21 protein-coding genes and 3 tRNA genes are annotated in these 22,977 nt (G+C 66.1%); 13 read left to right on the plus strand and 11 right to left on the minus strand.

Annotation, left to right across the window (positions count from 1 at the left end):
* Nucleotides 1–15 precede the first annotated feature (15 nt).
* Together G7B69_RS03005 and G7B69_RS03010 are read right to left on the minus strand one after the other, a co-directional pair.
* Entirely contained in the window at nucleotides 16–342 is a 327-nt protein-coding gene (locus tag G7B69_RS03005) for a hypothetical protein (protein WP_243415005.1), read from the minus strand.
* A 77-nt stretch (nucleotides 343–419) separates the two neighbouring features.
* Complete coding sequence (locus G7B69_RS03010) at nucleotides 420–1,133, minus strand: SIMPL domain-containing protein (protein ID WP_166175937.1); 714 nt, start codon at nucleotides 1,131–1,133, stop codon at nucleotides 420–422.
* A gap of 96 nt (nucleotides 1,134–1,229) precedes the next feature.
* Between G7B69_RS03010 and G7B69_RS03015 the strand changes: the two genes are divergently transcribed.
* On the plus strand, nucleotides 1,230–3,023 hold the full coding sequence (locus G7B69_RS03015) for an ABC-F family ATP-binding cassette domain-containing protein (RefSeq protein WP_166175939.1): 1,794 nt from the start codon (nucleotides 1,230–1,232) through the stop codon (nucleotides 3,021–3,023).
* A 56-nt stretch (nucleotides 3,024–3,079) separates the two neighbouring features.
* Nucleotides 3,080–3,763, plus strand: coding sequence for a CDP-alcohol phosphatidyltransferase family protein (locus tag G7B69_RS03020; protein WP_166175941.1), 684 nt, complete (start codon nucleotides 3,080–3,082; stop codon nucleotides 3,761–3,763).
* A 33-nt stretch (nucleotides 3,764–3,796) separates the two neighbouring features.
* Here the strand turns inward: G7B69_RS03020 and G7B69_RS03025 are convergent, their stop codons facing one another.
* On the minus strand, nucleotides 3,797–4,270 hold the full coding sequence (locus G7B69_RS03025) for a DUF6456 domain-containing protein (RefSeq protein ID WP_166175943.1): 474 nt from the start codon (nucleotides 4,268–4,270) through the stop codon (nucleotides 3,797–3,799).
* A 96-nt stretch (nucleotides 4,271–4,366) separates the two neighbouring features.
* On the opposite strand from G7B69_RS03025, the gene G7B69_RS03030 reads away from it, so the two are divergent.
* Both G7B69_RS03030 and G7B69_RS03035 read left to right on the plus strand, forming a co-directional pair.
* Nucleotides 4,367–4,939 carry a helix-turn-helix domain-containing protein gene (locus G7B69_RS03030; RefSeq protein WP_166175945.1) on the plus strand — a complete coding sequence of 191 codons (573 nt, stop codon included), beginning with the start codon at nucleotides 4,367–4,369 and terminating at the stop codon, nucleotides 4,937–4,939.
* Entirely contained in the window at nucleotides 4,936–6,114 is a 1,179-nt protein-coding gene (locus G7B69_RS03035; RefSeq protein ID WP_166175947.1) for a glycosyltransferase, read from the plus strand. Before G7B69_RS03030 ends, G7B69_RS03035 begins: the two co-directional genes overlap by 4 nt.
* Here G7B69_RS03035 and secF read toward each other — a convergent pair.
* The 3 genes from secF to yajC are packed head-to-tail and all read right to left on the minus strand — an operon-like array spanning nucleotide 6,111 to nucleotide 9,036.
* Nucleotides 6,111–7,088, minus strand: a complete 978-nt coding sequence (secF, locus tag G7B69_RS03040; RefSeq protein ID WP_166175949.1) for a protein translocase subunit SecF — start codon at nucleotides 7,086–7,088, stop codon at nucleotides 6,111–6,113. The two genes, G7B69_RS03035 and secF, sit on opposite strands and share 4 nt — an antisense overlap.
* 12 nt (nucleotides 7,089–7,100) lie before the next feature.
* On the minus strand, nucleotides 7,101–8,699 hold the full coding sequence (gene secD / locus G7B69_RS03045) for a protein translocase subunit SecD (protein WP_166175951.1): 1,599 nt from the start codon (nucleotides 8,697–8,699) through the stop codon (nucleotides 7,101–7,103).
* Nucleotides 8,700–8,715: 16 nt separating this feature from the next.
* On the minus strand, nucleotides 8,716–9,036 hold the full coding sequence (gene yajC, locus G7B69_RS03050; protein ID WP_207785935.1) for a preprotein translocase subunit YajC: 321 nt from the start codon (nucleotides 9,034–9,036) through the stop codon (nucleotides 8,716–8,718).
* A 182-nt stretch (nucleotides 9,037–9,218) separates the two neighbouring features.
* Here yajC and G7B69_RS03055 point away from each other — a divergent pair.
* A tRNA-Pro gene (locus tag G7B69_RS03055) sits at nucleotides 9,219–9,295 on the plus strand.
* A 7-nt stretch (nucleotides 9,296–9,302) separates the two neighbouring features.
* Here the strand turns inward: G7B69_RS03055 and G7B69_RS03060 are convergent.
* Together G7B69_RS03060 and G7B69_RS03065 are read right to left on the minus strand one after the other, a co-directional pair.
* Nucleotides 9,303–10,736, minus strand: coding sequence for an aldehyde dehydrogenase family protein (locus G7B69_RS03060; RefSeq protein WP_166175954.1), 1,434 nt, complete (start codon nucleotides 10,734–10,736; stop codon nucleotides 9,303–9,305).
* Nucleotides 10,733–11,587 (minus strand): fumarylacetoacetate hydrolase family protein, encoded by an 855-nt coding sequence (locus G7B69_RS03065; protein ID WP_166175956.1) that lies wholly within the window; start codon nucleotides 11,585–11,587, stop codon nucleotides 10,733–10,735. Before G7B69_RS03065 ends, G7B69_RS03060 begins: the two co-directional genes overlap by 4 nt.
* Nucleotides 11,588–11,715: 128 nt before the next feature.
* On the opposite strand from G7B69_RS03065, the gene G7B69_RS03070 reads away from it, so the two are divergent.
* Nucleotides 11,716–12,102 carry a holin family protein gene (locus G7B69_RS03070; protein ID WP_166175958.1) on the plus strand — a complete coding sequence of 129 codons (387 nt, stop codon included), beginning with the start codon at nucleotides 11,716–11,718 and terminating at the stop codon, nucleotides 12,100–12,102.
* A gap of 7 nt (nucleotides 12,103–12,109) precedes the next feature.
* Here G7B69_RS03070 and G7B69_RS03075 read toward each other — a convergent pair whose 3' ends face one another.
* The gene (locus G7B69_RS03075; RefSeq protein WP_166175960.1) at nucleotides 12,110–15,127 is read right to left on the minus strand and encodes a glycosyl hydrolase family 28-related protein; all 3,018 of its coding nucleotides are present in this window, start codon (nucleotides 15,125–15,127) and stop codon (nucleotides 12,110–12,112) included.
* Between the two features lie 99 nt (nucleotides 15,128–15,226).
* Here G7B69_RS03075 and G7B69_RS03080 point away from each other — a divergent pair, with 99 nt between their 5' ends.
* From G7B69_RS03080 to accC, 3 genes are all read left to right on the plus strand, one after another.
* On the plus strand, nucleotides 15,227–15,661 hold the full coding sequence (locus G7B69_RS03080) for a type II 3-dehydroquinate dehydratase (RefSeq protein WP_166175962.1): 435 nt from the start codon (nucleotides 15,227–15,229) through the stop codon (nucleotides 15,659–15,661).
* A gap of 72 nt (nucleotides 15,662–15,733) precedes the next feature.
* Complete coding sequence (gene accB, locus G7B69_RS03085) at nucleotides 15,734–16,216, plus strand: acetyl-CoA carboxylase biotin carboxyl carrier protein (protein WP_243415006.1); 483 nt, start codon at nucleotides 15,734–15,736, stop codon at nucleotides 16,214–16,216.
* 4 nt (nucleotides 16,217–16,220) lie between these two features.
* On the plus strand, nucleotides 16,221–17,570 hold the full coding sequence (gene accC, locus G7B69_RS03090; protein ID WP_166175964.1) for an acetyl-CoA carboxylase biotin carboxylase subunit: 1,350 nt from the start codon (nucleotides 16,221–16,223) through the stop codon (nucleotides 17,568–17,570).
* Nucleotides 17,571–17,580: 10 nt separating this feature from the next.
* Here accC and G7B69_RS03095 read toward each other — a convergent pair whose 3' ends face one another.
* The gene (locus tag G7B69_RS03095) at nucleotides 17,581–18,045 is read right to left on the minus strand and encodes an Lrp/AsnC family transcriptional regulator (protein WP_166175966.1); all 465 of its coding nucleotides are present in this window, start codon (nucleotides 18,043–18,045) and stop codon (nucleotides 17,581–17,583) included.
* Between the two features lie 204 nt (nucleotides 18,046–18,249).
* Here G7B69_RS03095 and G7B69_RS03100 point away from each other — a divergent pair, with 204 nt between their 5' ends.
* The 4 genes from G7B69_RS03100 to G7B69_RS03115 all read left to right on the plus strand — a co-directional run bounded on the left by G7B69_RS03100 (nucleotide 18,250) and on the right by G7B69_RS03115 (nucleotide 21,161).
* The gene (locus tag G7B69_RS03100) at nucleotides 18,250–19,908 is read left to right on the plus strand and encodes a histidine kinase dimerization/phospho-acceptor domain-containing protein (protein ID WP_166175968.1); all 1,659 of its coding nucleotides are present in this window, start codon (nucleotides 18,250–18,252) and stop codon (nucleotides 19,906–19,908) included.
* A 31-nt stretch (nucleotides 19,909–19,939) separates the two neighbouring features.
* Nucleotides 19,940–20,935: a polysaccharide deacetylase family protein gene (locus G7B69_RS03105; RefSeq protein ID WP_166175970.1), complete on the plus strand. Its 996-nt coding sequence runs from the start codon at nucleotides 19,940–19,942 to the stop codon at nucleotides 20,933–20,935.
* Between the two features lie 51 nt (nucleotides 20,936–20,986).
* Nucleotides 20,987–21,062 (plus strand) — tRNA-Ile (locus G7B69_RS03110).
* 22 nt (nucleotides 21,063–21,084) lie between these two features.
* A tRNA-Pro gene (locus G7B69_RS03115) sits at nucleotides 21,085–21,161 on the plus strand.
* 383 nt (nucleotides 21,162–21,544) lie between these two features.
* Here G7B69_RS03115 and G7B69_RS03120 read toward each other — a convergent pair.
* Nucleotides 21,545–22,924, minus strand: a complete 1,380-nt coding sequence (locus tag G7B69_RS03120) for an alginate export family protein (protein ID WP_243415007.1) — start codon at nucleotides 22,922–22,924, stop codon at nucleotides 21,545–21,547.
* Between the last annotated feature and the right edge of the window lie 53 nt (nucleotides 22,925–22,977).

Consider the following 22,977-nt stretch of genomic DNA (forward strand, 5'->3'; position numbering starts at 1 on the left):
TCCGTTTCGCAAACGTTATTTCGAGATCCTGAGAATCCGGCCGGTCCGGCCGTCGACGTCGACCCAGATGACCTGGCCCCTCGCGTTATCGATGAACTTCAGGCGATAGGCGCGAGCCGCTTCGATGAATTCGGGCGTCAGGTATTCGATGCTGCCGCGGTTTTCGATCTGCGGCACGACCATGCGTTCGATCTCGCGCAAGGTGAGCAGGTTGCCGGCGCGCATTTCCTTGCGCGCGCTTTCCTGGTCACCGCGCTTCTGCTGGGCGAGCGCGGGCGTGGCGGAAAATCCGCCCGCCAGCAGCGCACCGGTCACAGCAAGGGTCAACAGCCTGCGCATCATGCGCTTGTGCCTAGCGGTACCGCTTTGAACAAGTTGTGAATGTCAATTGCGGGGTGCGTTCAGGCTGAGCGCTCTGCTCACCGGGTCATTTCGTACTTCAAGGTGAGGCTGACCGTGGTGCCGACCTCGCCTGCCTCGATCGGGGTCTTCGCGTCGGCCGCCTCGGCGCGCACGGCATAAGGCATGGGCGGAAGCGGGCCGCGGCTCTGTACGTTTTCCGAGACTTCGAGCAGCCGCACGCCGGTGTAGCCCGCCATCCGCGCATAGTCCTGTGCCATCGAACTACCACGCTGGAAGGCCTTGTTGCGCGCCGCCTGCTGCGGGGCGCCATCGTCGTCGAGCATGAAGGTCGGGCCGCTGATGTTGTTGGCGCCGGCGGCGACCAGCGCATCGAGGACGTCACCGACTTTGTCGACCTGGCGCACTTTCGCCGAAACCTGGTTGCTCGCCTCGTAACCGGCGAATACCGGCGTGCCGCCGCCGTTCGGATAATTGAACTGCGCGTTGAGGTTGAAGTTCGACGTCTGGATGTCCTTGGCGGCGATGCCGAGCGCCTTGAGCCGGTCGACAACCTTCTGCATCGCGGCGGCGTTGAGGCGGACGGCGTCCTTGGCGGTCCGCGCGCGGGTCGTCACGCCGGTGCCGACCTGGGCGATGTCGGGCGCCGAATTGACCGTTTCGCTGACCGACAGTTCGACCACCGGGGCCTGGGCCTGGATTTGCACTTCGGCGGCCGCGGCGGGCGCGGCAAGCGCGCTCATCGCAAGCAGGGGAATGGCATAACGGATCATCGATCTCTCCTTTGCAGCAGCAGCTGCCCTCGCAGTGATTACGCAGCGGTGAACCGGGTTGTTCCGCCCTTCTGCAGCCGCTAGGCGCGCCGCTCAATGGCGGAACCCCCGATCCTCTCCTGGGAAGGCCTCGGTCTGCAGCAAGGCGGGCGCTGGCTGTTCGAGAGCCTCGACCTGCACGTCGGGCCGCGCGACCGGCTGGCGCTGATCGGGCGCAACGGCGTCGGCAAGACCACTCTGCTGCGACTGATCTCGAACCGCATCGAAGCCGACCGGGGGACTCGCAAGATCAAGCCCGGCACGCGCATCGTGCTGCTCGAGCAGGATCCCGACTTCGCCGGCAACGCCACGCTGATGGACTTTGCGCTGAAAGGCGACGACGCGCCGCAGCGGCACGAAGTCGAAGCGATCGCCGGCCAGCTCGGCATCGACTTGGACCGCGAGGCGGCCACTGCCAGCGGCGGCGAGCGACGCCGGGCAGCGCTGGCCCGCGCGCTGGCGCAGGCGCCCAACCTGCTGCTGCTCGACGAGCCGACCAACCACCTCGACTTGTCGGCCATCGAATGGCTTGAAGCCTGGCTCTCGCGCCACAAGGGCGCGTTCATCGTCATCAGCCACGACCGCACCTTCCTCAAGCGGCTGACGCGAGCGACGCTGTGGCTCGATCGCGGCAGCCTGCGGCGCAAGGAGGTCGGCTTTGGCGGCTACGAGGCATGGGAAGAGCAGGTCTATGCGGAGGAAGCGCGCGCGGCCGAAAAGCTGGACGCCCGGCTCAAGATTGAGGCGCACTGGCTCGAGCGCGGCGTGACCGCGCGGCGCAAGCGCAACCAGGGTCGTCTCGAGCAGCTCCACAAGATGCGCACCCAGCGGGCGGCAATGCTCAATCCGCAAGGCGCCGCCAAACTGGCGCTGGCGACCGACGACGAATCGCGCTCGAAGACGGTCATCAACGCCGAACACGTGACCAAGCGCTATGGCGACCGCACGATCATCCGCGACTTCACCTTGCGCATCCAGCGTGGCGACCGGATCGGCCTCGTCGGCGCCAACGGCGCAGGCAAGACCACGTTGCTCAAGCTGCTCACCGGGGAACTGGCCCCCGACGAGGGCGAGGTCACGCTGGCGAAGACGCTCAAGGGCGTGATGATCGACCAGCAGCGCGCCCTGATGCAGCCCGAGCGGACGGTGCGCCAGATCCTCGCCGAGGGTGGCGACTGGATCGACGTGCGTGGGCACCGCAAGCACGTGCAGGGCTACCTCAAGGAATTTCTGTTCGATCCGGCAATCGTCGACATGAAAGTCGGCGTGCTCTCCGGCGGCGAGCGCTCTCGCCTGCTCCTGGCGCGCGAATTCGCCAAGGCCAGCAACCTGCTGGTGCTCGACGAGCCGACCAACGACCTCGACCTCGAGACGCTCGACCTGCTGCAGGAAGTGATCGCCGACTACGAAGGCACCGTGTTGATCGTCAGCCACGACCGCGATTTCCTCGACCGGACGGTGACGGTGACGCTCGGCCTCGACGGCTCGGGCACGGTCGACATCGTCGCGGGCGGGTACGAGGACTGGGAGGCCAAGCGAATGACACTCGCCGCTCCGGCGAAGAAGCCGCATAAGGCCGAAACCGCGCCGCCGCCACCTGCGTCTCCGCCATCCCCCAAGCCCGCCAAGCTCTCCTACAAGGACCAGCGCGACTACGATCTCCTGCCAGCGCGGATCGAGCAGCTTGAGGCGGAAATCGCCCGCGGCGAGGCGGCACTCTCCGACGCGGAACTGTTCACACGCAATCCCGCACGGTTCGAGCAGGTTCTCAAGGCGCTCGACGCCGCGCGCGCGGAGAAAGCCACGGCGGAAGAACGCTGGCTCGCCCTCGCCGAACTGCTCGAAGGCTGAAATCGTTTTGTAACAATTCGCTTGCGGCGTGGCCGCGATGCGCCGAGGGTCCGCGCATGAGCCACCCCCAGGCAATGGCCCCGCAACTCAATCGCATTCAGCAGACCGTGCTTTCCCGCGCCGAGCGACACTTGCTGAACTGGCTGTGCGCACGGTTGCCGCGCTGGGTCACGCCCGACATGCTGACCTCGCTGGCGCTCGTCGCCGCGGCGGTGATCTTCGTCGCCTATGCAATGAGCAACGCCAACCCGGCGTGGCTGTGGCTCGCCGTGACGGGCTATTTCGTCCACTGGTTCGGCGATTCGCTCGACGGCAGCCTGGCGCGGTTCAGGCGGATCGAACGGCCGCGCTACGGCTATTTCATCGACCACAGCTGCGACGGGCTGGCGATTCTGCTGATCCTCGGCGGGATGGGGGCGAGTCCCTACGTGCGGGTCGACATCGCGCTGTTCTCGCTCACCAGCTACCTGCTGCTGGCCGTGAACACCTTCCTCATCGCCAAGGTCATGGGCGATTTTCCCCTGTCGCACCTCGGGGGCGGACCTACCGAGCTGCGCCTGGTCCTGGTCGTGCTGACGATCACGATGTTCATTGCTGGGCCGGACGCCAACGTACTGCCGGGCTTCAGCGGCTTCGACCTGTTCGTCGGCGGCTTTTCCGCGATCCTGCTGGCGATCTTCCTCACCCAGACCTGGCGCACCGGGCGCCTGCTTTCGGCGCAGGACAGCCGGCGAAGTTGACACGTTGACACGGTCCAAGGCGGACGCGTCAGCTCACCCGATCCGGTAGAAGTCGGCGACCCGCTCGAGCGCGATCCTGAGCAACAGCTTGCCGCTGCGCGCGGGCCATTCGAGCGCCTTCTCCGCTGAGCTAACGGTCTCGCACGCGCATACCACTCGCCAGAGGATGTCCTCCAGCCCCTTGCCCGCGGCGGCGATAGCGCCGTCGAAACGCTGGCGGGCTGCGAATTGCCGCTCGCCCGGCGCCAGCCCGTTGCCGTTTGTGCCGCGGATGCGAACCGCTTCCCACCGCATGGTGACGCTTGGGCCCAACTGGGCGCGTTCGTAATCTGCGCGGAGGCACTCGCCGGCGGCGAACAGCCGGTCGTCGAGATGGCCGCGGGCGTGCAGCCAGGTGAGTGGCGATTCGGCGAGGTTGACCGTGACGCTCCGACGCCGTGGCGCCACGCCGTCACGCGTCCGGGGCCCCTCGCTGGTCAGTTCGCGTTCGACGAGATGTTGCTTCATGCGAATCTCCTCCTGTGACTCAAGTTGAGCACAGCCTTGACAAACTCGGTTCATGTAGGAAAGAGAAATAACCTGATTGGTTATAGGAGATCGTCCGTGATCAACCGCATCCGCGACGTGCGCAAAGAGAAGGGCATGACGCTGGCCGATGTGGCTGCCGCATGCGTCCCGCCGACCACCGCGCAGACCATCGGCCGGCTCGAAACCGGGATGCGCAATCTCTCCCTCGGCTGGATGAACAAGATCGCCGCCGCGCTCGGGGTCGAGCCAGAGATGCTGCTCAAGGGCAGCGAAGCGGCGCAACCGCAGATCGTCGCTCGGCTGACCGAAGCCGGGCCCGAGCCGCTGACCGCACCGCGGGATGCGATCCTGCCGACCGACCTCGACGCGGGTGCGGCGCTCGTTTGTCTGACCGTCGACGCTGCGCAAGGCGAATATCGCGCGGGCGACCAATTGTGGCTGCGCCAGCTTCCGCCCGACGAGGCGCCAAGGATGATCAACCGCGATGTCCTCGTGCCGCGCAGCGGCGGTCGCTTCGCCTTCGGCCGGCTGATCGATCGCAAGGGCACTCTGGTCGGCCTTCTCCCGCCGGGCGCCGGGCAACGCCAGCAGGTGATCGACAACCCCGGCTGGCTGGCGGTGGCGGAAATGCTGGTCCGCAAACTGTGAAGCGCCTGCTGTCGCTCGCGACGCTCTATCCCAACGCCTCGACCCCGCGCTTCGGCACCTTCGTCGCGCGCAGCCTTGAGGCGCTGGCGGCGCGCGGCGACTGGCGGGTCACGGTAATCAACCCGATCGGCGTGCCGCCGGTGCGCTTCGGCCGCTACCGCGCACTTGCCGAAGCGGCGGTTGAAGGCATCGAGCACCGGGTCGACGTGCATCGCCCGACGTTCCCGCTGATCCCGCGCTACGGCGCGGCGTTCAATCCGCGCCTGATCGCCCGCGCGGTGCTGCCTCTCGCGCACCGGCTCCACGCCGATGAGCCTTTCGACCTGGTCGACGCACAGTTTTTCTATCCCGACGGGCCGGCAGCAGCACGGATCGCCGAGGCGCTCGGTCTGCCGCTGGCGATCAAGGCCCGCGGTGCTGATATCTCGTATTGGGGCACGCGCGGCTATGCCTTGCGGCAAATGCGCGAGGCCGCCGGCCGGGCCGCCGTGCTGCTCGCGGTATCGCAGGCGCTGGCCGACGACATGGCGGCGCTTGGCCTGCCGCGCGACAAGATCCGCATCCACACGACCGGTCTTGACCGCGACTTGTTCCGCCCGCTCGACCGGATCGAGTGCCGCCGGCGCGCCGCCGCGCATTTCGGCTTCGAGCTGCCGGCCGGCGCCGCGCTGCTGGTCACCGTCGGCGCGCTGATCCCGCGCAAGGGGCAGGAACTCGTCATCCGCGCCCTGCCCTTGCTTCGCGCGGCGCAGCTGCTTCTCGTCGGCACCGGGCCGGATCGCGACAAGCTGCACGAGCTGGCGTTCGACCTCGGCGTGGCCGAACGGGTGCATTTCCTCGGCTCGCTCGACCACACGCTGCTGCCGGTGGTGCTCTCGGCCGCCGATGCGATGGTACTGCCCTCGGAGAGCGAAGGGCTGGCCAACGCCTGGGTCGAAGCGCTCGCCTGCGGCTGCCCGTTGGTGATCAGCGACGCCGGCGGCGCGCGCGAACTGCTGACAGCGCCCGAGGCGGGCCGGATCGTGGCGCGCGAGCCGGCCGCCATCGCTGCCGCGGTGCAGGCGCTATTGTCGGACGCACCCGACCGCGAAGCCGTCGCCGCGGCGGTGGAGCGGTTCAGCTGGCCGGCGCACGCCGAGACCCTCGACCGGATCTATTCGCCAGTAATCGCTTAGCTCTCGCCGCGGGCGAGCTTTTCCTGGCGGTCCACCGCGGTCTCGGTGGCGACGAAGCTCTGCCCGGTCACGCCGAGCCAGGTTAGCATCGGCGCAGCCGCGTAGATCGAGCTGTAGGTAGCGACGACGATGCCAACGATCAGCGCCGCCGAGAAGCCGAAGATCACCTTCGGCCCGAGCACCAGCAACGCGGTCAGGGTGATCAGCATCGTCGCCGCCACCATGATAGTGCGCGCGAGCGTCTCGTTGACCGACAAGTCGAGCAGCTCGTTCATCGGCATGCGGCGGTACTTCTTCAGGTTCTCGCGTATTCGGTCGTAGACGACGATGGTGTCGTTGAGCGAATAGCCGAGGATGGTCAGGATCGCGGCGACGATCGTCAGGTCGAACTCCATCTGGGTGACCGCGAACAGCCCCATTGTCAGCGAGACGTCGTGCACCAGGCTGACGAGGGCGCCGACGCCGAACTGCCATTCGAAGCGGAACCAGATGTAGATCGAGATGGCGAGCGCGGCGAAGCCAAGCGCCTTGAAAGCGGTCCATTTGAGTTCACCCGACACCTTGCCCGAAACCGAGTCCACCCCATCCACGCGGGCATCCGGGTGGTGCGACTTCAGATCGGCCCGGATGACCTTGACCATTTGGTCCGAAAGGCCCGGATTCGATTCCGCCCCGTGCGGCAGGCGCATGCGGATCGACACCTCATTGGGGTTGCCGACTCGCTGGATCACCGGCTCGCCGTAACCAAGCTTTTCGATCTCGCCGCGCAGCGCCGCGACCGGCGCGTTGGCGCTTTGGGTGAAGGTCACGCGGATCATCTGCCCGCCGACGAAGTCCACGCCGTAGTTGAGTCCTTCGGTGAACACGAGCGTCCAGCTGGCGATCATCAGCAGCACGCTGACAATCGTCGTCGGCCACTGCCACTTGAGAAAGTGGACATTGGTGTTGTCGGGGACGAGCTTGAGCAGGCGCATGGTTGCAGGCCTCTAGATGTTGATATCCGCCGGGCGCGCCCTGCGCAGCCACAGCGCCACCCACATGCGGGTGAGGTAAACGGCGGTGAACACCGAGGTGACGATGCCGATCATCAGCACCACCGCGAAGCCCTTGATCGGCCCGGAGCCGAACATGAACATCAGCGTTGCCGCGATCACGTGGGTGATGTTGGCGTCGAAGATCGTCCGGCTGGCTTCCTTGTAGCCGAGATCGACCGCCTGGAACGGCTTGCGGCCTCGCCGGCGCTCCTCGCGGATGCGCTCGTTGATCAAGACGTTGGCGTCCACCGCGGTGCCGATGGTGAGCACGAAGCCGGCGATGCCGGGCAAGGTCAGCGTGGTGTCGAACACCGCCATGACGCCGAGGATCATCAGCACGTTGATGATTACTGCGAGATCGGCATAGATCCCGAAGCGGCCATAGGCGGCGGCGATCAGCAGCACGATGATGACCGTGCCGACGAGCATCGCGATCGCGCCCTTGTGAATCGAATCCGCGCCAAGCTCGGCGCTTACGGTGCTTTCGTCGACGACCGTCAGTTTGACCGGCAAGGCGCCCGAACGCAGCTGGATGGCCAGCTCGTTGGCGCTCTGGGTCGTGAAGCTGCCGGAGATGATCGCGCTGCCGCCGAGGATCGGCTCGTTGATGTTCGGCGCCGAAAGCACCTGGCCGTCGAGAATGATGGCGAAGGGCTTGTTGACGTTCTCGGTGGTCAGGCGGCCGAACTTGTCCGCACCCTGGCCGTTGAACTGGATGCTGACCACCGGCTCGTTGGTTTGCGGCTCATTGGTCTGCTGGGCATTGGTCAGCGTGTCGCCGCGAATGCCGCCAAGCCGCTTGACCGCGATCGAGGTTCCGGCGCCCGGCGTGCCCGGCGCATAGGGAACGATCTCGTCGCCCGGCGGGACGATCCCCTGCGCGATGTCCGACTGCAGCGCGGTAGTGTCGACCAGCTTGAATTCGAGCTCGGCGGTCTTGCCGAGAAGGTCCTTCAGCTGCTGCGGGTTCTGCAGGCCCGGTACCTGGACCATGATGCGCTTGGCGCCTTCGCGCACGATGGTCGGCTCGCGCGTACCGAGCGCGTCGATGCGCTTGCGGACCACCTCGGTCGCGCTGTCCATCGCCTGGGTGACCGCCTGATCGAGCCCTTGCTGCGTCTGGCTCAGCACGAAGCGGCTGCCATCGACCACCTGCAGGTCCCATTCGCGCACGGAGCCGGTGCCGTTGAGCGCGGGAAGAAGGGCCTCGCGCGCGGCGTCGAGCTGTGACGGGTCCTCAAGCAGAAAGCTGAGCCGGCCGTTGGCCGTGGAGACGTCGCCGATCTGGATGCGCGGCTTGGCGTCGCGCATCCTGGTGCGAACGGTCTCGTTCATCGTCTCCAGGCGTTGCTTGGCGACGTCCGAGGGTTGTGCCTCGAGCAGCAGCTGGCTGCCGCCGGCAAGGTCGAGGCCGAGGTTGACTTGCGGGCTGGGCAACTGGCTGGGCCAGGTCCCGCCGAGCTGGGTAACCAGCGTCGGCAGCGAGCAGGCGGCGACGATCAGGGTCAGCGCCCACACCCAGATTCGCTTCCAGACGGGAAAATCTAGCATCGGTTCGGTGCGTCCGTCAGTCGTTTGCCGGCGTGCCGCCGGGCGGGATGATGTCGCCGATCGTGCTCTTCACGGCCTTGACCTTGACGCCCTGGGCGATCTCGATCTCGACATAGGCGTCGTCGACCCGGGTGACTTTGCCTACGAGGCCGCCGGCGGTGACCACCTGGTCGCCCTTCTTGACTCCCGCGACCTTCTCGCGGTGCTGCTTCTGCTGGCGCATCTGCGGGCGGATCAGCAGGAACCAGAAGATCGCGACCATACCGATGATCGGCAGGAATCCGGTCCAGCCCGGCGCGGCTCCCTGAGCAGCGGCGGCGGAAAGCATTTCAAGCATGGTGGTGATGGCCCATCAGGTGTGAGATCGTCTTTTCCAGCGGCGGTTCAAGGGGCCGGGTCCGGCCCCTCCCTCAAGCCGGCGGCGACTAGCAGCAAAGGTCTGGGCTGGCAATTGGAAGCCCCGCCTTGCCCCGCTTGCCTTGCCCTGCCCTCGCGCTTATAGGCGCCGCTCCACTGGCTCGGGACGTAGCGCAGCCTGGTAGCGCATCACACTGGGGGTGTGGGGGTCGCAGGTTCGAATCCTGTCGTCCCGACCAGTGGATTTCAGACCTTGCGGCGTATGATCAGGTTCCTGATCTCGCTCATGTCCTCCATCGCGAAGCGAATGCCCTCGCGGCCGAGGCCGGAGTCCTTCACTCCGCCGTAGGGCATGTTGTCGACCCGGTACGACGAGATGTCGTTGACCACCACCCCGCCGACCTCGAGCGTGTCCCACGCCTCGAGCACCTTGTGGATGTCGGCGGTGAAAATGCCGGCCTGGAGCCCGTAGCGCGAGGCGTTGACCTGCGCGAGCGCCTGCTTCCAGTCGGAGAACCTCGCCAGGTTGGCGAGCGGTCCGAACGCCTCCTCCTTGTTCGCGTCGCAGCCCGCGGGCACGTTTTCGAGCAGGGTCGCCTCCATCATCGCACCATCGAGCTTGCCGCCGCACAGCAGCGTCGCGCCGGCCGCGACGGCCTCGTCGATCCAGCCCTTGAGGCGCTGCGCCTCCTTCTCCGAGATCATCGGGCCGATGAAGGTCTTGCGGTCGTGCGGGTTGCCGGCGACGAGGGTCTTGGTCTTCGCGACGAGCATCTCCTTGAAACGATCGTAGATCGCCTCGTGAATGAGGATCCGCTGCACGCCGATACAGCTTTGCCCCGACTGATAGAACGCCCCGAACACGATCCGCTCGAGCGCGTGATCGAGGTCGGCGTCCTGGTCGACGATCACCGCCGCGTTGCCGCCCAGCTCGAGGGTGACCTTCTTCTTGCCCGCCTTTGCCTTGAGCGCCCAGCCGACCTCGGCCGAGCCGGTGAAGCTGAGCAGCTTGAACCGCTCGTCGGTGGTAAACAGGTCGGCGCCTTCGCGGTGCGCAGGGAGGATCGAGAACGCGCCCTCCGGCAACTCGGTTTCGGCCAGCACCTCGCCGATGATCAGCGCGCCGAGCGGGGTCAGACTCGCCGGCTTCATCACGAACGGGCAACCCATCGCGATCGCCGGGGCGATCTTGTGCGCGGCGAGATTGAGGGGGAAGTTGAACGGGCTGATGAAGCTGCACGGTCCGATCGGCACGCGCTTCCAGATGCCGAGATAGCCCTTGGCGCGGGGACTGATGTCGAGCGGCTGGACCTCGCCGTAATTGCGCGTCGATTCCTCGGCGGCGATGCGGAAGGTGTCGATCAGCCGGGTGACCTCGCCCTCGGAATCGCCGATCGGCTTGCCGGCCTCGACGCACAGCGCATAGGCGAGCTCGTCGAAGCGGTCGCGGAAGCGCGCGGCGCAATGGTCGAGCACGTCGCGCTTCTCGTAGCTTGCCAACCTGGCCATCGGCTCGGCCGCGCGTACCGCCCCGGCGATCGCCTGGTCGATGATCTCAGGGGTGGCTTGCGCCGTGCGGAAGGCGACCTCGCCGGTGAACTTGTCGGTCACCGCGAGGTCGGTATTGGGCTGCTCGGGCTTGTTGTTGAGATAGAGCGGATAGAAGTCCCGGAGATTCACCGCGGCCGGTCCCCAACCCGGTTCTCGAGGGCGCCGATGCCGTCGATCTCGCAGCGCACGACGTCGCCCGGATGGAGGAACCCGGGCGGGTCCATCGCCGCGCCGACGCCTTCGGGCGTGCCGGTGGCGAGCAGGTCGCCCGGCTCCAGGGTGAAGGCGGTCGACAGGTACTCGATCTGCTCGGCGACGCTGAAGCTCATGTCGGCGGTGCTGCTTTGCTGGCGAACCTCGCCGTTGACCAGGCAACGCAAGGCCAGCGCCTGCGGGTCGGGAATCTCGTTGGCAGTGACGATCCACGGGCCGATCGGTCCGTGGGTATCAAAGCTCTTGCCCATCGTGAAGGTCGGCGAATGGCGCTGCCAGTCGCGCGCCGAGACGTCGTTGGCGACGAGATAGCCGAACACGTGATCGAGCGCGTCGGCCGCCTTCACACCCTTGGCGGCGCGGCCGATGACCACCCCCAACTCGACTTCGTAATCGAGCATCTCGGTGACGCCCGGGTCGATCGCGTCGAACGGACCGTTGATGCAGGTGGTCTGCTTGTTGAACCAATACTGATGCCTGGGCCGTTCGGCGTGCCCCATCTCGGCGACGTGCTTGGCGTAGTTCATGCCGATGGCGAGGTACTTGCCCGGCCGCAGCGGTGCGAGCAGGCGGACGTCCTCGATCCGGCGGTGCGGAGCCGCGGAGGCGGTGCGCTGGCGGATCTCGTCGAGCACCTCGGCGCCGGCGGCGATCAGCGCCAGCATGTCGAAATAGCCGAACCCAACGCTATCGAGCGCGATCAGGCCGCCATCGCGAACCACGCCGAGTTCGATCCGTCCGCCGGCTTCGAAGCGGGCAATCTTCATGCAGGTATCTCTGTCCTCGCTCGGCGGCGAGCGCAATGCCGATTGTTGGATTCCGGCAGCAGATTTTGCTTTCCTACATGAACCTATATGGTTCAAATAATAGGCTACTGAGAACCAACGGAGCCACCATGCCCCTTCTCGAATCTCTCATCGCCCCCATCGCCTCGATCATCGACAAGGTCCTTCCCGACAAGGCCGCGCGCGACAAGGCCAAGCTCGAGCTGCTCGCGTTGCAAGGAACGCAGGAGCTGCAGCAAATCCAGACGCAGCTCTCGGCGATCGTCGCAGAAGCCAATTCGCGCGATCCGTGGACCAGCCGCGCCCGGCCGAGTTTCCTCTACGTGATGTACGTGATGATCCTCTGGGCCTTGCCGATGGGTGTGCTTGCGGCCTTCCGGCCGGACACCGCGCGCGACATCGCCGCCGGTATGAACGCCTACCTGAACGGACTTCCCGAGCCGCTCTACGCGCTCTTCGGCACCGGCTATCTCGGCTACACCGCGATGCGCCAGTAGGGCAAGGTCAAGGGCGTGGAGCAGTAGGGCTGATCGAAGCCGAGTAGAGCGCGTGATGGGTCAGGATGAACAGCGTGTTCCCACCGGGCCCGCCGATCACCAGCTGCAACGGGCGCGCCGGCACGTCGATGCGGCGGAGCAGCTTTCCATCGGTAGTGTAGACGAACACCTGCCCGTTCGCGACGTAGAGGTTGCCGCCCGCGTCGCGCACCACGCTCTCGCCACCACGGTCGGCGACCACGCGCAAGTCGGTCACGCTGCCTACGGCGCCTACCAGCCCGCTGTAGGTGAGGTTCTCGGAGCTGTTGGTCAGGAACACCCGCTCGCCGGGTTGCGCAGTGACGAGCCCATAGGCGTCCAGCGTGTCGGACCAGCGCCAGCCCTGGTGATCATCCGGCCCCTGGTTCCACACGCGGAAGGCGGGGAGGACCAGCGAGCCGTCGGGCGAGACGTATTCCTTCGCCTTGGGCGCGGCCAGCGCGCGGGTGAAGAATTCGCTCAGCGGCGGGTAGGCGTAAGTGACCGGGTCGATGCGGTCAGCGAATTCGCCGTTGGCCCACACGTTGCCCGGGAGCGCCATCCCCGCGCCCTCGTGCGAAACGGCGGGCGTGGCGGCGATTACCCTCACGTCGGCCGGTCTAGCCGGATCGATGCTGTAGACGGTGGCGTCGTGCCCCGCCGAAGAGAGGACCAACAGTCGGCCTGAGCGGTCGATCGCCAGGTTGACCGGATCGAGCGGCGCCTCAGCGACGATCGACAGGCCTTCCTCGGGCGACCAGCCATGGATGCGCTGGAAGAAGCGATCGATGAAGTAGAGCTTGCCTGAGCTGTCCACCGCGCCGCCGGCGATCGAATAGAAACCCTCGGCTATCTTCTCGACGCCCGGTGACGCGGCAGCCATGGTCGGAGTTGACTTAGCATTAGCCGGCACGTCGAGTCGGGCGAACTCGCGCTCGCGCACCTCACGGCCGCTCGCCATGTCGGTGATCGCGTTTTCGAACGGGTACTTGCTCGCGCGGGTGTAAGTACCGCAGCCCTTGTCGTCGCAGCTGGCAAACCCGCTTTCGGCATTCACGTGCACGTTGCGGAAACGGATATCGCCGGAATCGTACAGCCGCACCGCCGTTTCCATCGGCTTCATCGAGCGGGTGACCCGGTAGCCATGATAGTTGGCGAACAGGATGTTGCGCGAATTGCGCATCTCGGTCGAGATCGCATTGACGCCGTCGCGCACTTCCTGCTCGGTCTGCGGGGCGAGGAACTCCCAGTTCTCGACGTGGTCGAGCACGATCTCGACCCGGTAATGATGCTCGGCGGACAATTCGTAAACGTGGCCCGGCGTCTTGGTGTCCGAAACATAGAACCCCGACGAGGCCAGCGTATTGGGCGACCAGATCGCCGCGAAAGTGCCACCGCCGCCGTCGGTGACCCAGATGCTCGGATGCTGGCCGTCGAAGCGCGCTTTGGGACTATCGAACCCGATCGGGCTGCCCTTGGTCAGCACGGTGCCGCCGCCGCCCTGAATCTTGACGTCGTTGACCAGCGAGGCCTCGCCCGCACGCCACAGCAAGGCGGTGGCGCGCGGATTGACCCCGCCGGTCCACAGACCGAGTCCGGATACAATGGCATCGCCACCGCGCGCGCTCTCGATCAATGCCCTGGCAACTCCGACGCCCATGAAGGCCGGGCTCTCGTCAGCCAGGTAGACATGGGTCAGGCTGGGATGCAGCGCGACCAGCACGCTGTCAGACCGCAGCTTGAGTGTGTCACTGACGCGGTAGCGCCCCATCGGCAGATAGAGGACGCGGTGGGTATCGATCGCGCGCTGGAGCGCTGCGGTGTCGTCGGTCTCGTCGTCGCCCTTGACGCCGAGTTCGCGAACGTTGACCCACTCGCCGACCGGCGGCAGCGCGCGGATCGCCGGCGCCCGCCGGGCGGGCACGCGGGCGAGCGGGACCATGGTCACGTCGGTCGCAAACTGGCCCATTTCGCCCAGCGCGGCGAGCTTGAGGCCATGCGAGAAGTCGCTCACGCGGTACTGCCTGCCCTGGCCGGCCACGACCTTGCCGCTCTCACTGAAGCGGGCGAATACCGGGGTATCGCGCGCCACCGCGTTGTCGAAGCCGACCTGGGTAAAGACGCTGTTCTCGTTCGAGATCACCACAGCGGCCTGGCTGACGTTCTCGAAGCGGACGTCCTTGCCCCACAAGGAATCCGAATAACCCCGGTCGATCTCGATCCCGACCGGTACATCGCGGATGGCGACGTTGACCAGCGTCAGGTCGACCTCGTGCTCGCGGATTGCGGCGTCGCGCTGCCCCTCGAACTCCGAATCGATCAGGGTGAACTGCCAGGCGGGCGAGGTCTTCTCGGTCAGGATGCCGTAGCGGCCGCCATAGAAGCGCAAGTCCTCGCACTCGTTGCCGGCCTGGTAGATGCCGGCGAGGCCCGATCCGAGGTGGAAGTCGATATGCCGCAGGAAGCCGTGCTGCGCCACGCGCTGGCGCACGGCAACGGCCCCGGCGTTGCCAAGGCCGATCTCGAAATCCACATTCGACAGAGCCGAATAGAACGTGCTCGAGCTGGCGTCGAAAATGCCGGGATTGGCGGGCACGCTCGTCGGCGGCGGCACCGCGACCCGGCCAAGGCGATACTGGTCCTCGCCGGTGAAGCTGACCATCGCCGCCACGCCGGAAGCGAAACCCGGGGTGTCGTCGCCGAGGACAATGACCGGGCGGGTGGCGCCAACGCCGAACACGCGCACGGCCGAACGCAGGAAGATCGTCTTGCTGATCCGGTAACGGCCCGCAGGCAGGAAGACGACCCCCCCGTGCCCGCCGACAGCGGCGGCATCGATTGCTTGCTGGATCGCCTCGCTGTCGTCGGCGCGTCCGTCGCCGACGCCATGAACGGTTGCCGCCCGAGGATCGTCAGGTTGGGTGCGATAGACCGAAGTCGATGCGCCAGAAGCTGGAAGGGGCGCCAGCAACAGCGCAGCACACAGCACTCCGACGGCCTTGATCATTCCGGTACCCCCCCTGAGGCTCCACGATGCCGCGACGGCGAAGTGCCCGCAATTGCTCGCTGGCTTCCCCACTGCGCCGACACCCGCTAAGGCGCAGCGATGTCCAACGTCGTCTTCGTCCTCAACGGCCCCAATCTCAACCTGCTCGGGTTTCGCGAACCGACGATCTACGGCAATGACACGCTCGACGACATCGCCGGGATGCTCGAGGACCGCGCGCGCGACCTGGGGCTGGAGATCGACATGCGCCAGTCGAACCACGAGGGACATCTGGTTGACTGGCTGCACGAAGCGCATTTCGCGCAGGCTAAGGCCGTGCTGCTCAACGCCGCGGCTTATACACACACCAGCGTGGCCATCCTCGACGCCATCAAGTCCATCAAGGTGCCGGTAATCGAGGTGCACATCTCAGATCCTGTCATGCGCGAACCCTTCCGGCATATCTCGTACGTGGAGATGGGAGCGGTGGCGACCGTCAAGGGCATGGGCGCGCGCGGCTATGTCGTGGCGCTGGAGAAGGCGGCGGCGCTCTAGATTAGGTCCAACCCCTTGCCAGCCCGCCCCCGCTTGCGCATAGGCGGGCGCCTGAACTGACATGAGGCGCCAATGGCCCAACCGAAGGCAACTCCCGGGCGCGGCCCGGCGATGACGATCGATGACAAGCTGGTGCGCCAGTTGGCCGATATTCTGGCCGAGACCAGACTCACCGAAATCGAGATACAGGAAGGCGAGAAGCGCGTCCGCGTGTCGCGCGCCGTGCCGGCGGCCGCACCCGTCGCTGCCGTGACGGCTGCTCCCGCCCCTGCTCCGGCACAACCCGCTCCAACCCCCGCTCCGGCGCCCGAAGCGCCTGCCGCCAACGCGCTCAAGTCGCCGATGGTCGGCACCGTCTATCTCGCCCCCGAGCCGGGTGCCGCCGACTTCGTCAAAGTCGGTGACGCGGTGAAAGCGGGCGACACCGTGCTCATCGTCGAGGCGATGAAAGTGATGAACCCGATCACCGCCACCAGCGCCGGCACCGTCCAGGCGATCCTGGTCGAGAACGGCCAGCCGATCGAGTTCGACCAGCCTTTGCTCGTCATCGCCTGACCCCATGGCGATTTCGCGCATCCTGATAGCCAACCGCGGCGAGATCGCGCTGCGCATCCACCGCGCCGCGCACGAAATGGGGATCGAAACCGTCGCCGTGCATTCGACCGCCGACGCCGACGCGATGCACGTGCGGTTGGCCGACCACGCGATCTGCATCGGCCCGCCCCCCGCCAAGGACAGCTACCTCAACGTCGCCGCGATCATCTCGGCGGCCGAGATCAGCCACGCCGACGCGATCCACCCGGGGTACGGCTTCCTCTCCGAGAACGCCCAGTTCGCCGAGATCGTCGAGGCACACGACATCATCTGGATCGGCCCCAAGCCCGAGCACATCCGCACGATGGGCGACAAGGTCGAGGCCAAGCGCACCGCCGGGGCGCTCGGCCTGCCGCTGGTACCCGGTTCGGCCGGCGCGGTGTCCGACCCGAAGGAAGCGGCCAAGATCGCCGACGAGATCGGCTATCCAGTGATCATCAAGGCCGCCTCGGGCGGCGGTGGCCGCGGGATGAAAGTCTGCAACGAGCCCGAGCAGCTCGAAACGCTGATGAAGCAGGCCGGCAACGAGGCCAAGGCCGCGTTCGGCGACGACACCGTGTACATCGAGAAGTATCTCGGCAATCCGCGACACATCGAGTTCCAGGTTTTCGGCGACGGCAACGGCGCGGCGATCCACCTCGGCGAGCGCGACTGCTCGCTGCAGCGCCGGCACCAGAAGGTGCTCGAGGAAGCCCCCTCCCCGGTCATTACGCCGGAAGATCGCGCGCGGATGGGCGGTGTCTGCGCGAACGCGATGGCCGACATGGCTTATCGCGGCGCGGGAACGATCGAGTTCCTGTGGGAGAACGGCGAGTTCTACTTCATCGAGATGAACACGCGGCTGCAGGTCGAGCATCCGGTGACCGAGATGATCACCGGCGTCGACCTGGTCCGCGAGCAGATCCGCATCGCCGACGGCAAGCCGCTCTCGGTCAAGCAGGACGAAATCGAGTTCAAGGGCCACGCGATCGAGTGCCGCATCAACGCCGAGGATCCGTGGACGTTTGCGCCCAGCCCCGGCCTCGTCACCGCCTACCATGCGCCCGGGGGCATGCATGTGCGTGTCGATAGCGGTCTCTACGCCGGCTACCGCATCCCGCCGTACTACGATTCGATGATCGCCAAGCTGATCGTCTACGGCCGCACCCGCGAAGGCTGCATCATGCGCCTCAGGCGCGCGCTCGAGGAAATGGTCGTCGACGGCGTGAAGACCTCGATCCCGCTGCACTGCGCGCTGCTCGAGGAGGTCGACGTCTTAAACGGCGATTATTCGATCAAGTGGCTTGAGGACTGGATGGCGAAGCGGGAGGGCTGAACCTCTCGGCCTATTCGAGCGGCACGCCCGGTTCGTTTTTCGACGTCCTGATCGTCAGCGAGGTCTTCACGCTCGCCACGTTCGGCGCCGGGGTGAGCTTGCTGGTGAGCAGCTCCTGGAAGCTCTGCAGGTCCTGGCTGACGATCTTGAGGATGAAGTCGATCTCGCCGTTGAGCATGTGACACTCGCGGACTTCCGGCAGCGTTTGCACGTGATTTTCGAAGGCGCGCAGGTCTTCCTCGGCCTGGCTCTTGAGGCTGACCATGGCGAACACGGTGATCGCGAAGCCCAGCTTCGAGGCGTCGAGCTCGGCGTGGTAGCCCTTGATAACGCCGGCTTCTTCGAGCGCACGGACCCTTCTCAGGCACGGCGGCGCGGTGAGGCCGACGCGTTGCGCCAGTTCGACGTTGGTGACCCGGCCCTCGGCCTGAAGTTCGGCCAGAAGCCGCCGATCGATCGAATCCAGCGATGCCATTCTTCCTCGCAAGCCCCCTCGTCAACGCCGCGATCGTAACTAAGCGACAAAATGAGACCCCTCACGGTAACATTATTATCTATGGAAGCAATTGTCCCGGTTTGCAACGGTACCCAGCTTCCAATTCCGCCACTCGGCGATCTCGCTAAACGGCAGGTTCGCGCGCCTATCCCTGCGCCCGTTCGCGCGTGTGCCGGAGACCCGATGCAGTTTGACGACCGCCTAGCTACAGTGCTGCGCTCCGGCGCTGCGGGCGAGCGCGCCGCACGCACGCAGTTTCGCCAGCTGCTCGATCTGCTCGGCAGCGCGCCGACCGCGGCCGCCAGTCCTCTGCTGGAAGCGGCTTACGGGCGCCTTACCGAGATCTTCGACGAGCTGCCGGCGACCGAGCAGTCGCGGATCCTGCGGGAACCCGGTCTCAGGCTGCGCAACCCGCGGCTGGTCTCCCACCTCGCGAACGGTGATCCGCAAGTCGCCGCCGCTGCCATGGCCTCGGCGCGGCTGAGCGAGAATAACTGGCTTGAGCTGATCCCCGACTTGCCGGTGACCGCCCGGGGATTCCTGCGCCATCGCCGCGACCTGCCCGATACCGTGCGCCGCTTGCTTTCCCGGCTCGGCGTCCGCGACCTTACGCCGTCGCAGGCTGAGGCTCTGTCGGCATCCCCGAACGAAACGCCCGCACTGCGCGCAGCCGAGAGCGACACCAACGGCGGCATCGGCGCATTGGTGCGCCGGATAGAAGCCTTCCAGCAGGCCCGCCGCGGCAGCGCAGCGATCGCACCGCGCCTGCCGCTCGACATCGGCGAGCTGATGGCGGAGAGCGCGCAGCCCGAGGCGTTAGATTTCTCGACCGACCCGGGCGGTCGGATCGACTGGGCCAATTCGCACGTCGCCCCGTTGCTTGTCGGGCTTCGGCTCGCCGGCGGCGGAACGGCCGGCCAGCTTTGCGATCCATCCACCGGCCTCAGCTTGCGCCGCCGCGGCATCGTCCACTCCGGCCGCGTCGAGCTGCCCGGTGCCGCGTCCGTGGCCGGCACCTGGCGGCTCGACGCGGTGCCGCGGTTCGACGGCGAGACCGGCATCTTCCGGGGCTACGTCGGGCGCATGCGGCGTCCGTTGGCAACCGCCGGCGAAGCACCCGCGGATAACCCGGGCGAGCGAATGCGCCAGGTGCTGCACGAGCTGCGCACGCCGGTTAACGCGATCCAGGGCTTTGCCGAGATCATCCAGCAGCAGCTGTTCGGCCCGGCGCCCAACACCTACCGGGCGCTCGCGGGAGCGGTCGGGGTGGACGCCGCGCGGCTACTCGCCGGATTCGACGAGATCGACAGACTGGCCCGGCTCGAGAGCGCGGCGCTTTCGCTGTCCACGGACGGCTGCAACTTCCGTCTCGTGGTCGAGGCTACGCTGCGCCGACTCGAGGGTGTGACCCGCCCGCGCAGCGCGCACTTGCGGCTGCTGACTTCGGGCGAAATATTCTCGATCGGTCTCGGCCAGGACGACGGCGCGCTGCTGGCCTGGCGCTTGCTGGCTACGCTTGCCGGCTCGCTCGCGGCAGGCGAGGTGGTCGAGCTGACGCTGCGCGGCGGCGAGCGCGGGATCGAGCTCGAAACAGAGCTGCCGGTCGCCCTCGCCGGCGAGGGGGACCTTTTTGCCGCCGGCGCGCGCAGCGAAGGCGCTGCGGTCAGCGCGGGGATGTTCGGCACCGGATTCACCCTGCGGCTGGCGCGCGTCGAGGCGGAAGCAGCCGGCGGCTCGCTGGCGCTCCACGGAGAAACGCTCGTGCTATCGCTCCCCGGCTTGACCGGCGCGGCGCCCGACCATAGCCAAGGTGCGAACGGCGGCGCCTCGGCGGCCGCGTAGCGATCACTGAGTAGGTCCCTGGGGAGCGGCAATGACGGCAATTCCGGATCTGCCGCCGCCCGGCCGCAAGGCGCGCTTCGCGCCTGGGTTCGGCTGCCGCTTCATCGTGACCGTCGACACCGAGGAGGAGTTCGACTGGTCTAAGCCGCTTGCCCGCCACGGACACGGGCTCGACCACCTGCTGCAGCTGACGAAGTTCCAGGAGTTCTGCGAGGGGCACGGCGTCGTGCCGATCTACCTCGTCGACTGGCCCGTGGCGACCTCGTCTCTCGCTGCCGATATCCTGAGCCCGGCGCTTGCCGCCGGCCGCGCCGAGGTCGGCGTCCAGTTGCACCCGTGGGTCAACCCACCCTTCGACGAGGAAGTCACGCCCCCCAATTCATTCGCCGGCAATCTCCCGGCGGACCTCGAAGCGGCCAAGTTCCGCAACTTGCGCGAGACGATCGAGGACAAGTTCGGCGTCGCCCCGCTAATCTACCGCGCGGGGCGCTACGGCACTGGCCCCAACACGGCCCAACTGTTGACCGAATGCGGTCTGGCGATCGACACCTCGGTCCGCGCAAAGTTCGACTATTCCGGCGGCGGCGGGCCCGACTACCGCCACCATCCCCTCGAACCGTACTGGCTCGACGACGATCGCCATTTGCTCGAGCTGCCGTTGACGACGGTGTTCTGGGGCATGCTGCGGCGCCAGGGCGAATGGCTCTATCCAGCTCTGGCACGTCTGCCCAAGGCACGCGGGCTCCTGGCCTACCTCGGATTGCTCGAACGCATTCCGCTAACGCCCGAAGGGGTCAGCGTCGACGAAGCGATCCGCGGCATCGACATAGCCATCGACGACGGACTGGCGGTGCTGGTCTTCTCGTTCCACAGCCCGTCGCTGCAACCAGGGCACACGCCTTACGTGCGCAACGAGAACGATCTCGATGCGCTCTACGACTGGTGGCGGCGGGTGCTCACGTATTGCGACATGCGTGACATCAAGCCCACCAGCGTCGGCGAGATCATGCGATCGGTGGAGCGATAGCTTGCTATCGCCTGGCCCCGGAGCTACCGCGCGGCCCGCGCATGCGGCGAAGGGCCTGTAGCTCAGCGGTTAGAGCTGGCCGCTCATAACGGCTAGGTCCCAGGTTCGAATCCTGGCGGGCCCACCAACGCAGCGTATCGATCGAGGGTCGGGGAGTAGCGCAGCCCGGTAGCGCAGGTGCTTTGGGAGCATCAGGTCGCAGGTTCGAATCCTGTCTCCCCGACCAGTTTCATTTTAGTGTTATAATTCAGATATTTAAGATACTTTCGATCCAGCTTCTTGACAGTCTAATTGACAGATTCCCTTGACAGCGCCGGGATCGCAGAATCGGTCGCAGTGGCGGAGAGTGGTGGAGCCAGCCTGCGCTTTGCAAGCGCGCGCTCATCGAGCCGAGCGCCGAACGGGAAGCTGACCAACCCCAATTTTTCCACGTTTCCCGCGCCTTTGAGGCAGGGTCGTAGACAGCAACTTTAATGCAAGTTTGTAATTGATTCTTGTCCGCTCTTGCCAGACATCGATCTATCTTTGGCTCGATGTCCCGCCTTGGGTCCCGCGTTTTCAGGCAACTTAACGCGCCGCGTCCCAACGCCGAGCGGCATGTCGATACCGTCAGATGGTGAGCGTCACGTCCGCATAGCCGTAGACCGTGTCCCCAAAGTCGTTCGCGCTCGGCGCATTCTTGAGGAAGCGACCATCGAATAGCACGGCGCCACCGGTTTCGAACCGTAGCATCTTAGGGATGATCCAATAGCGCGCTCGAGCTTCGATCTGATGTCCCGCGAACTTGCCCGAGGTGCCGCCGGTGTCCTTCACCCCTGTCGACGCGAAGCTGTCTGTGGCGCTATTAAGCCATGCGGACCGATAGGCGATAAAGGCATCGAGGCGCTTCGATGGTTTTACCTCCAGGCGGGCACCGGGCGAATTGATATTGCTGCGGCCAAGCGGACCATAAATGCCGGTTGGCCCCCAATCCGATCGGCGCGGACCGAAGAGACTGTCGAAACGGCTGTAATTGCCACCGGGTTTGTCGCCAGTTGCCAAGTCGAAGTCGACGGCGAGCCGCGGTTGCCACGGACCTTTGAATTGATAGCCGAGTTCCGCGTGGAGCGTGTGAGCCGAGACGTGCTGCTGCGGCGCTCCAAGCGCGGTGCTCGTGCTAACATGGCCGAACTGGTAGGCGTATTCGAATTCGTAATCGAGCTTGCCCGGCGCCGGACTGCCGAACAGCCGCACGCCCGGTGTGAGCAAGTGCCTGTCGCGGGTGTTATGCGTTGGCGTGTCGCCTTCGTCGAGCGCATAGAAGTAGAGGTCGAGATTGGCCGCGCCGACGATTTTCGGCTTGTTGAAGAACCCGCCCCAGAAGACCAGATCATCGCCTTCGTGGTCCCATTCAACCTTGTTATCGAGGATGCTTGCCTTGTCGTCTGGCAGGCGCTGCTGCGGATACGTATAGAATAGCGTTAGCTGGCCCTTGTCCTTGCCGTGCCATTCGAATTTCACGCCGGTGAATGCATTCGTGGTGTTGCGGAAATTGTTTCGACCCACCAGCCGGCGCGAGCCCAGATTGAGGGTAAAGCGGCCCGCCTCGAGGCTGGCGCTGGTCCCTTTGCCAAAGACCGGCCCAAAGTCCGCCGCGACGTAAGCCTGCACTGGCTCGAGCGCATTGACGTCGCCGGTGCCGACCGAACTCCCGGTGTCGGCGTCGTATGCGCGAGCATCGACCAACTCACCACCAATGCGGACTGGGCCGCTGTCGTATTCCGCCGCGATGTCGGTCTGGAAGGTGAATAGGTCGTCGTTCTTGTCGAGACCGGGGCGGAATTGATTGTGCAGGGCCTCGTAGCGCGCCCTGACCGTGGCGGAAATCTTGAGACCCTCGGGGTTGCCGAGCGCCTCTTCGAGCGTCCAGGGTTTATCGTCGGCGGATGCCGAGCTGGCGGTGAGGGCGAGCGCGAGCAAGCCGGAGCCGGTCACCAGGCGAGCAATCATGATTCATCCTTTCGAGAGGGATCTTGACGCCTCCGGTGGTCCGGTCAGCATTG

Source organism: Croceibacterium segetis, assembly GCF_011320115.1.
In the GTDB taxonomy this organism is placed as follows: Bacteria; Pseudomonadota; Alphaproteobacteria; order Sphingomonadales; family Sphingomonadaceae; genus Croceibacterium_B; species Croceibacterium_B segetis.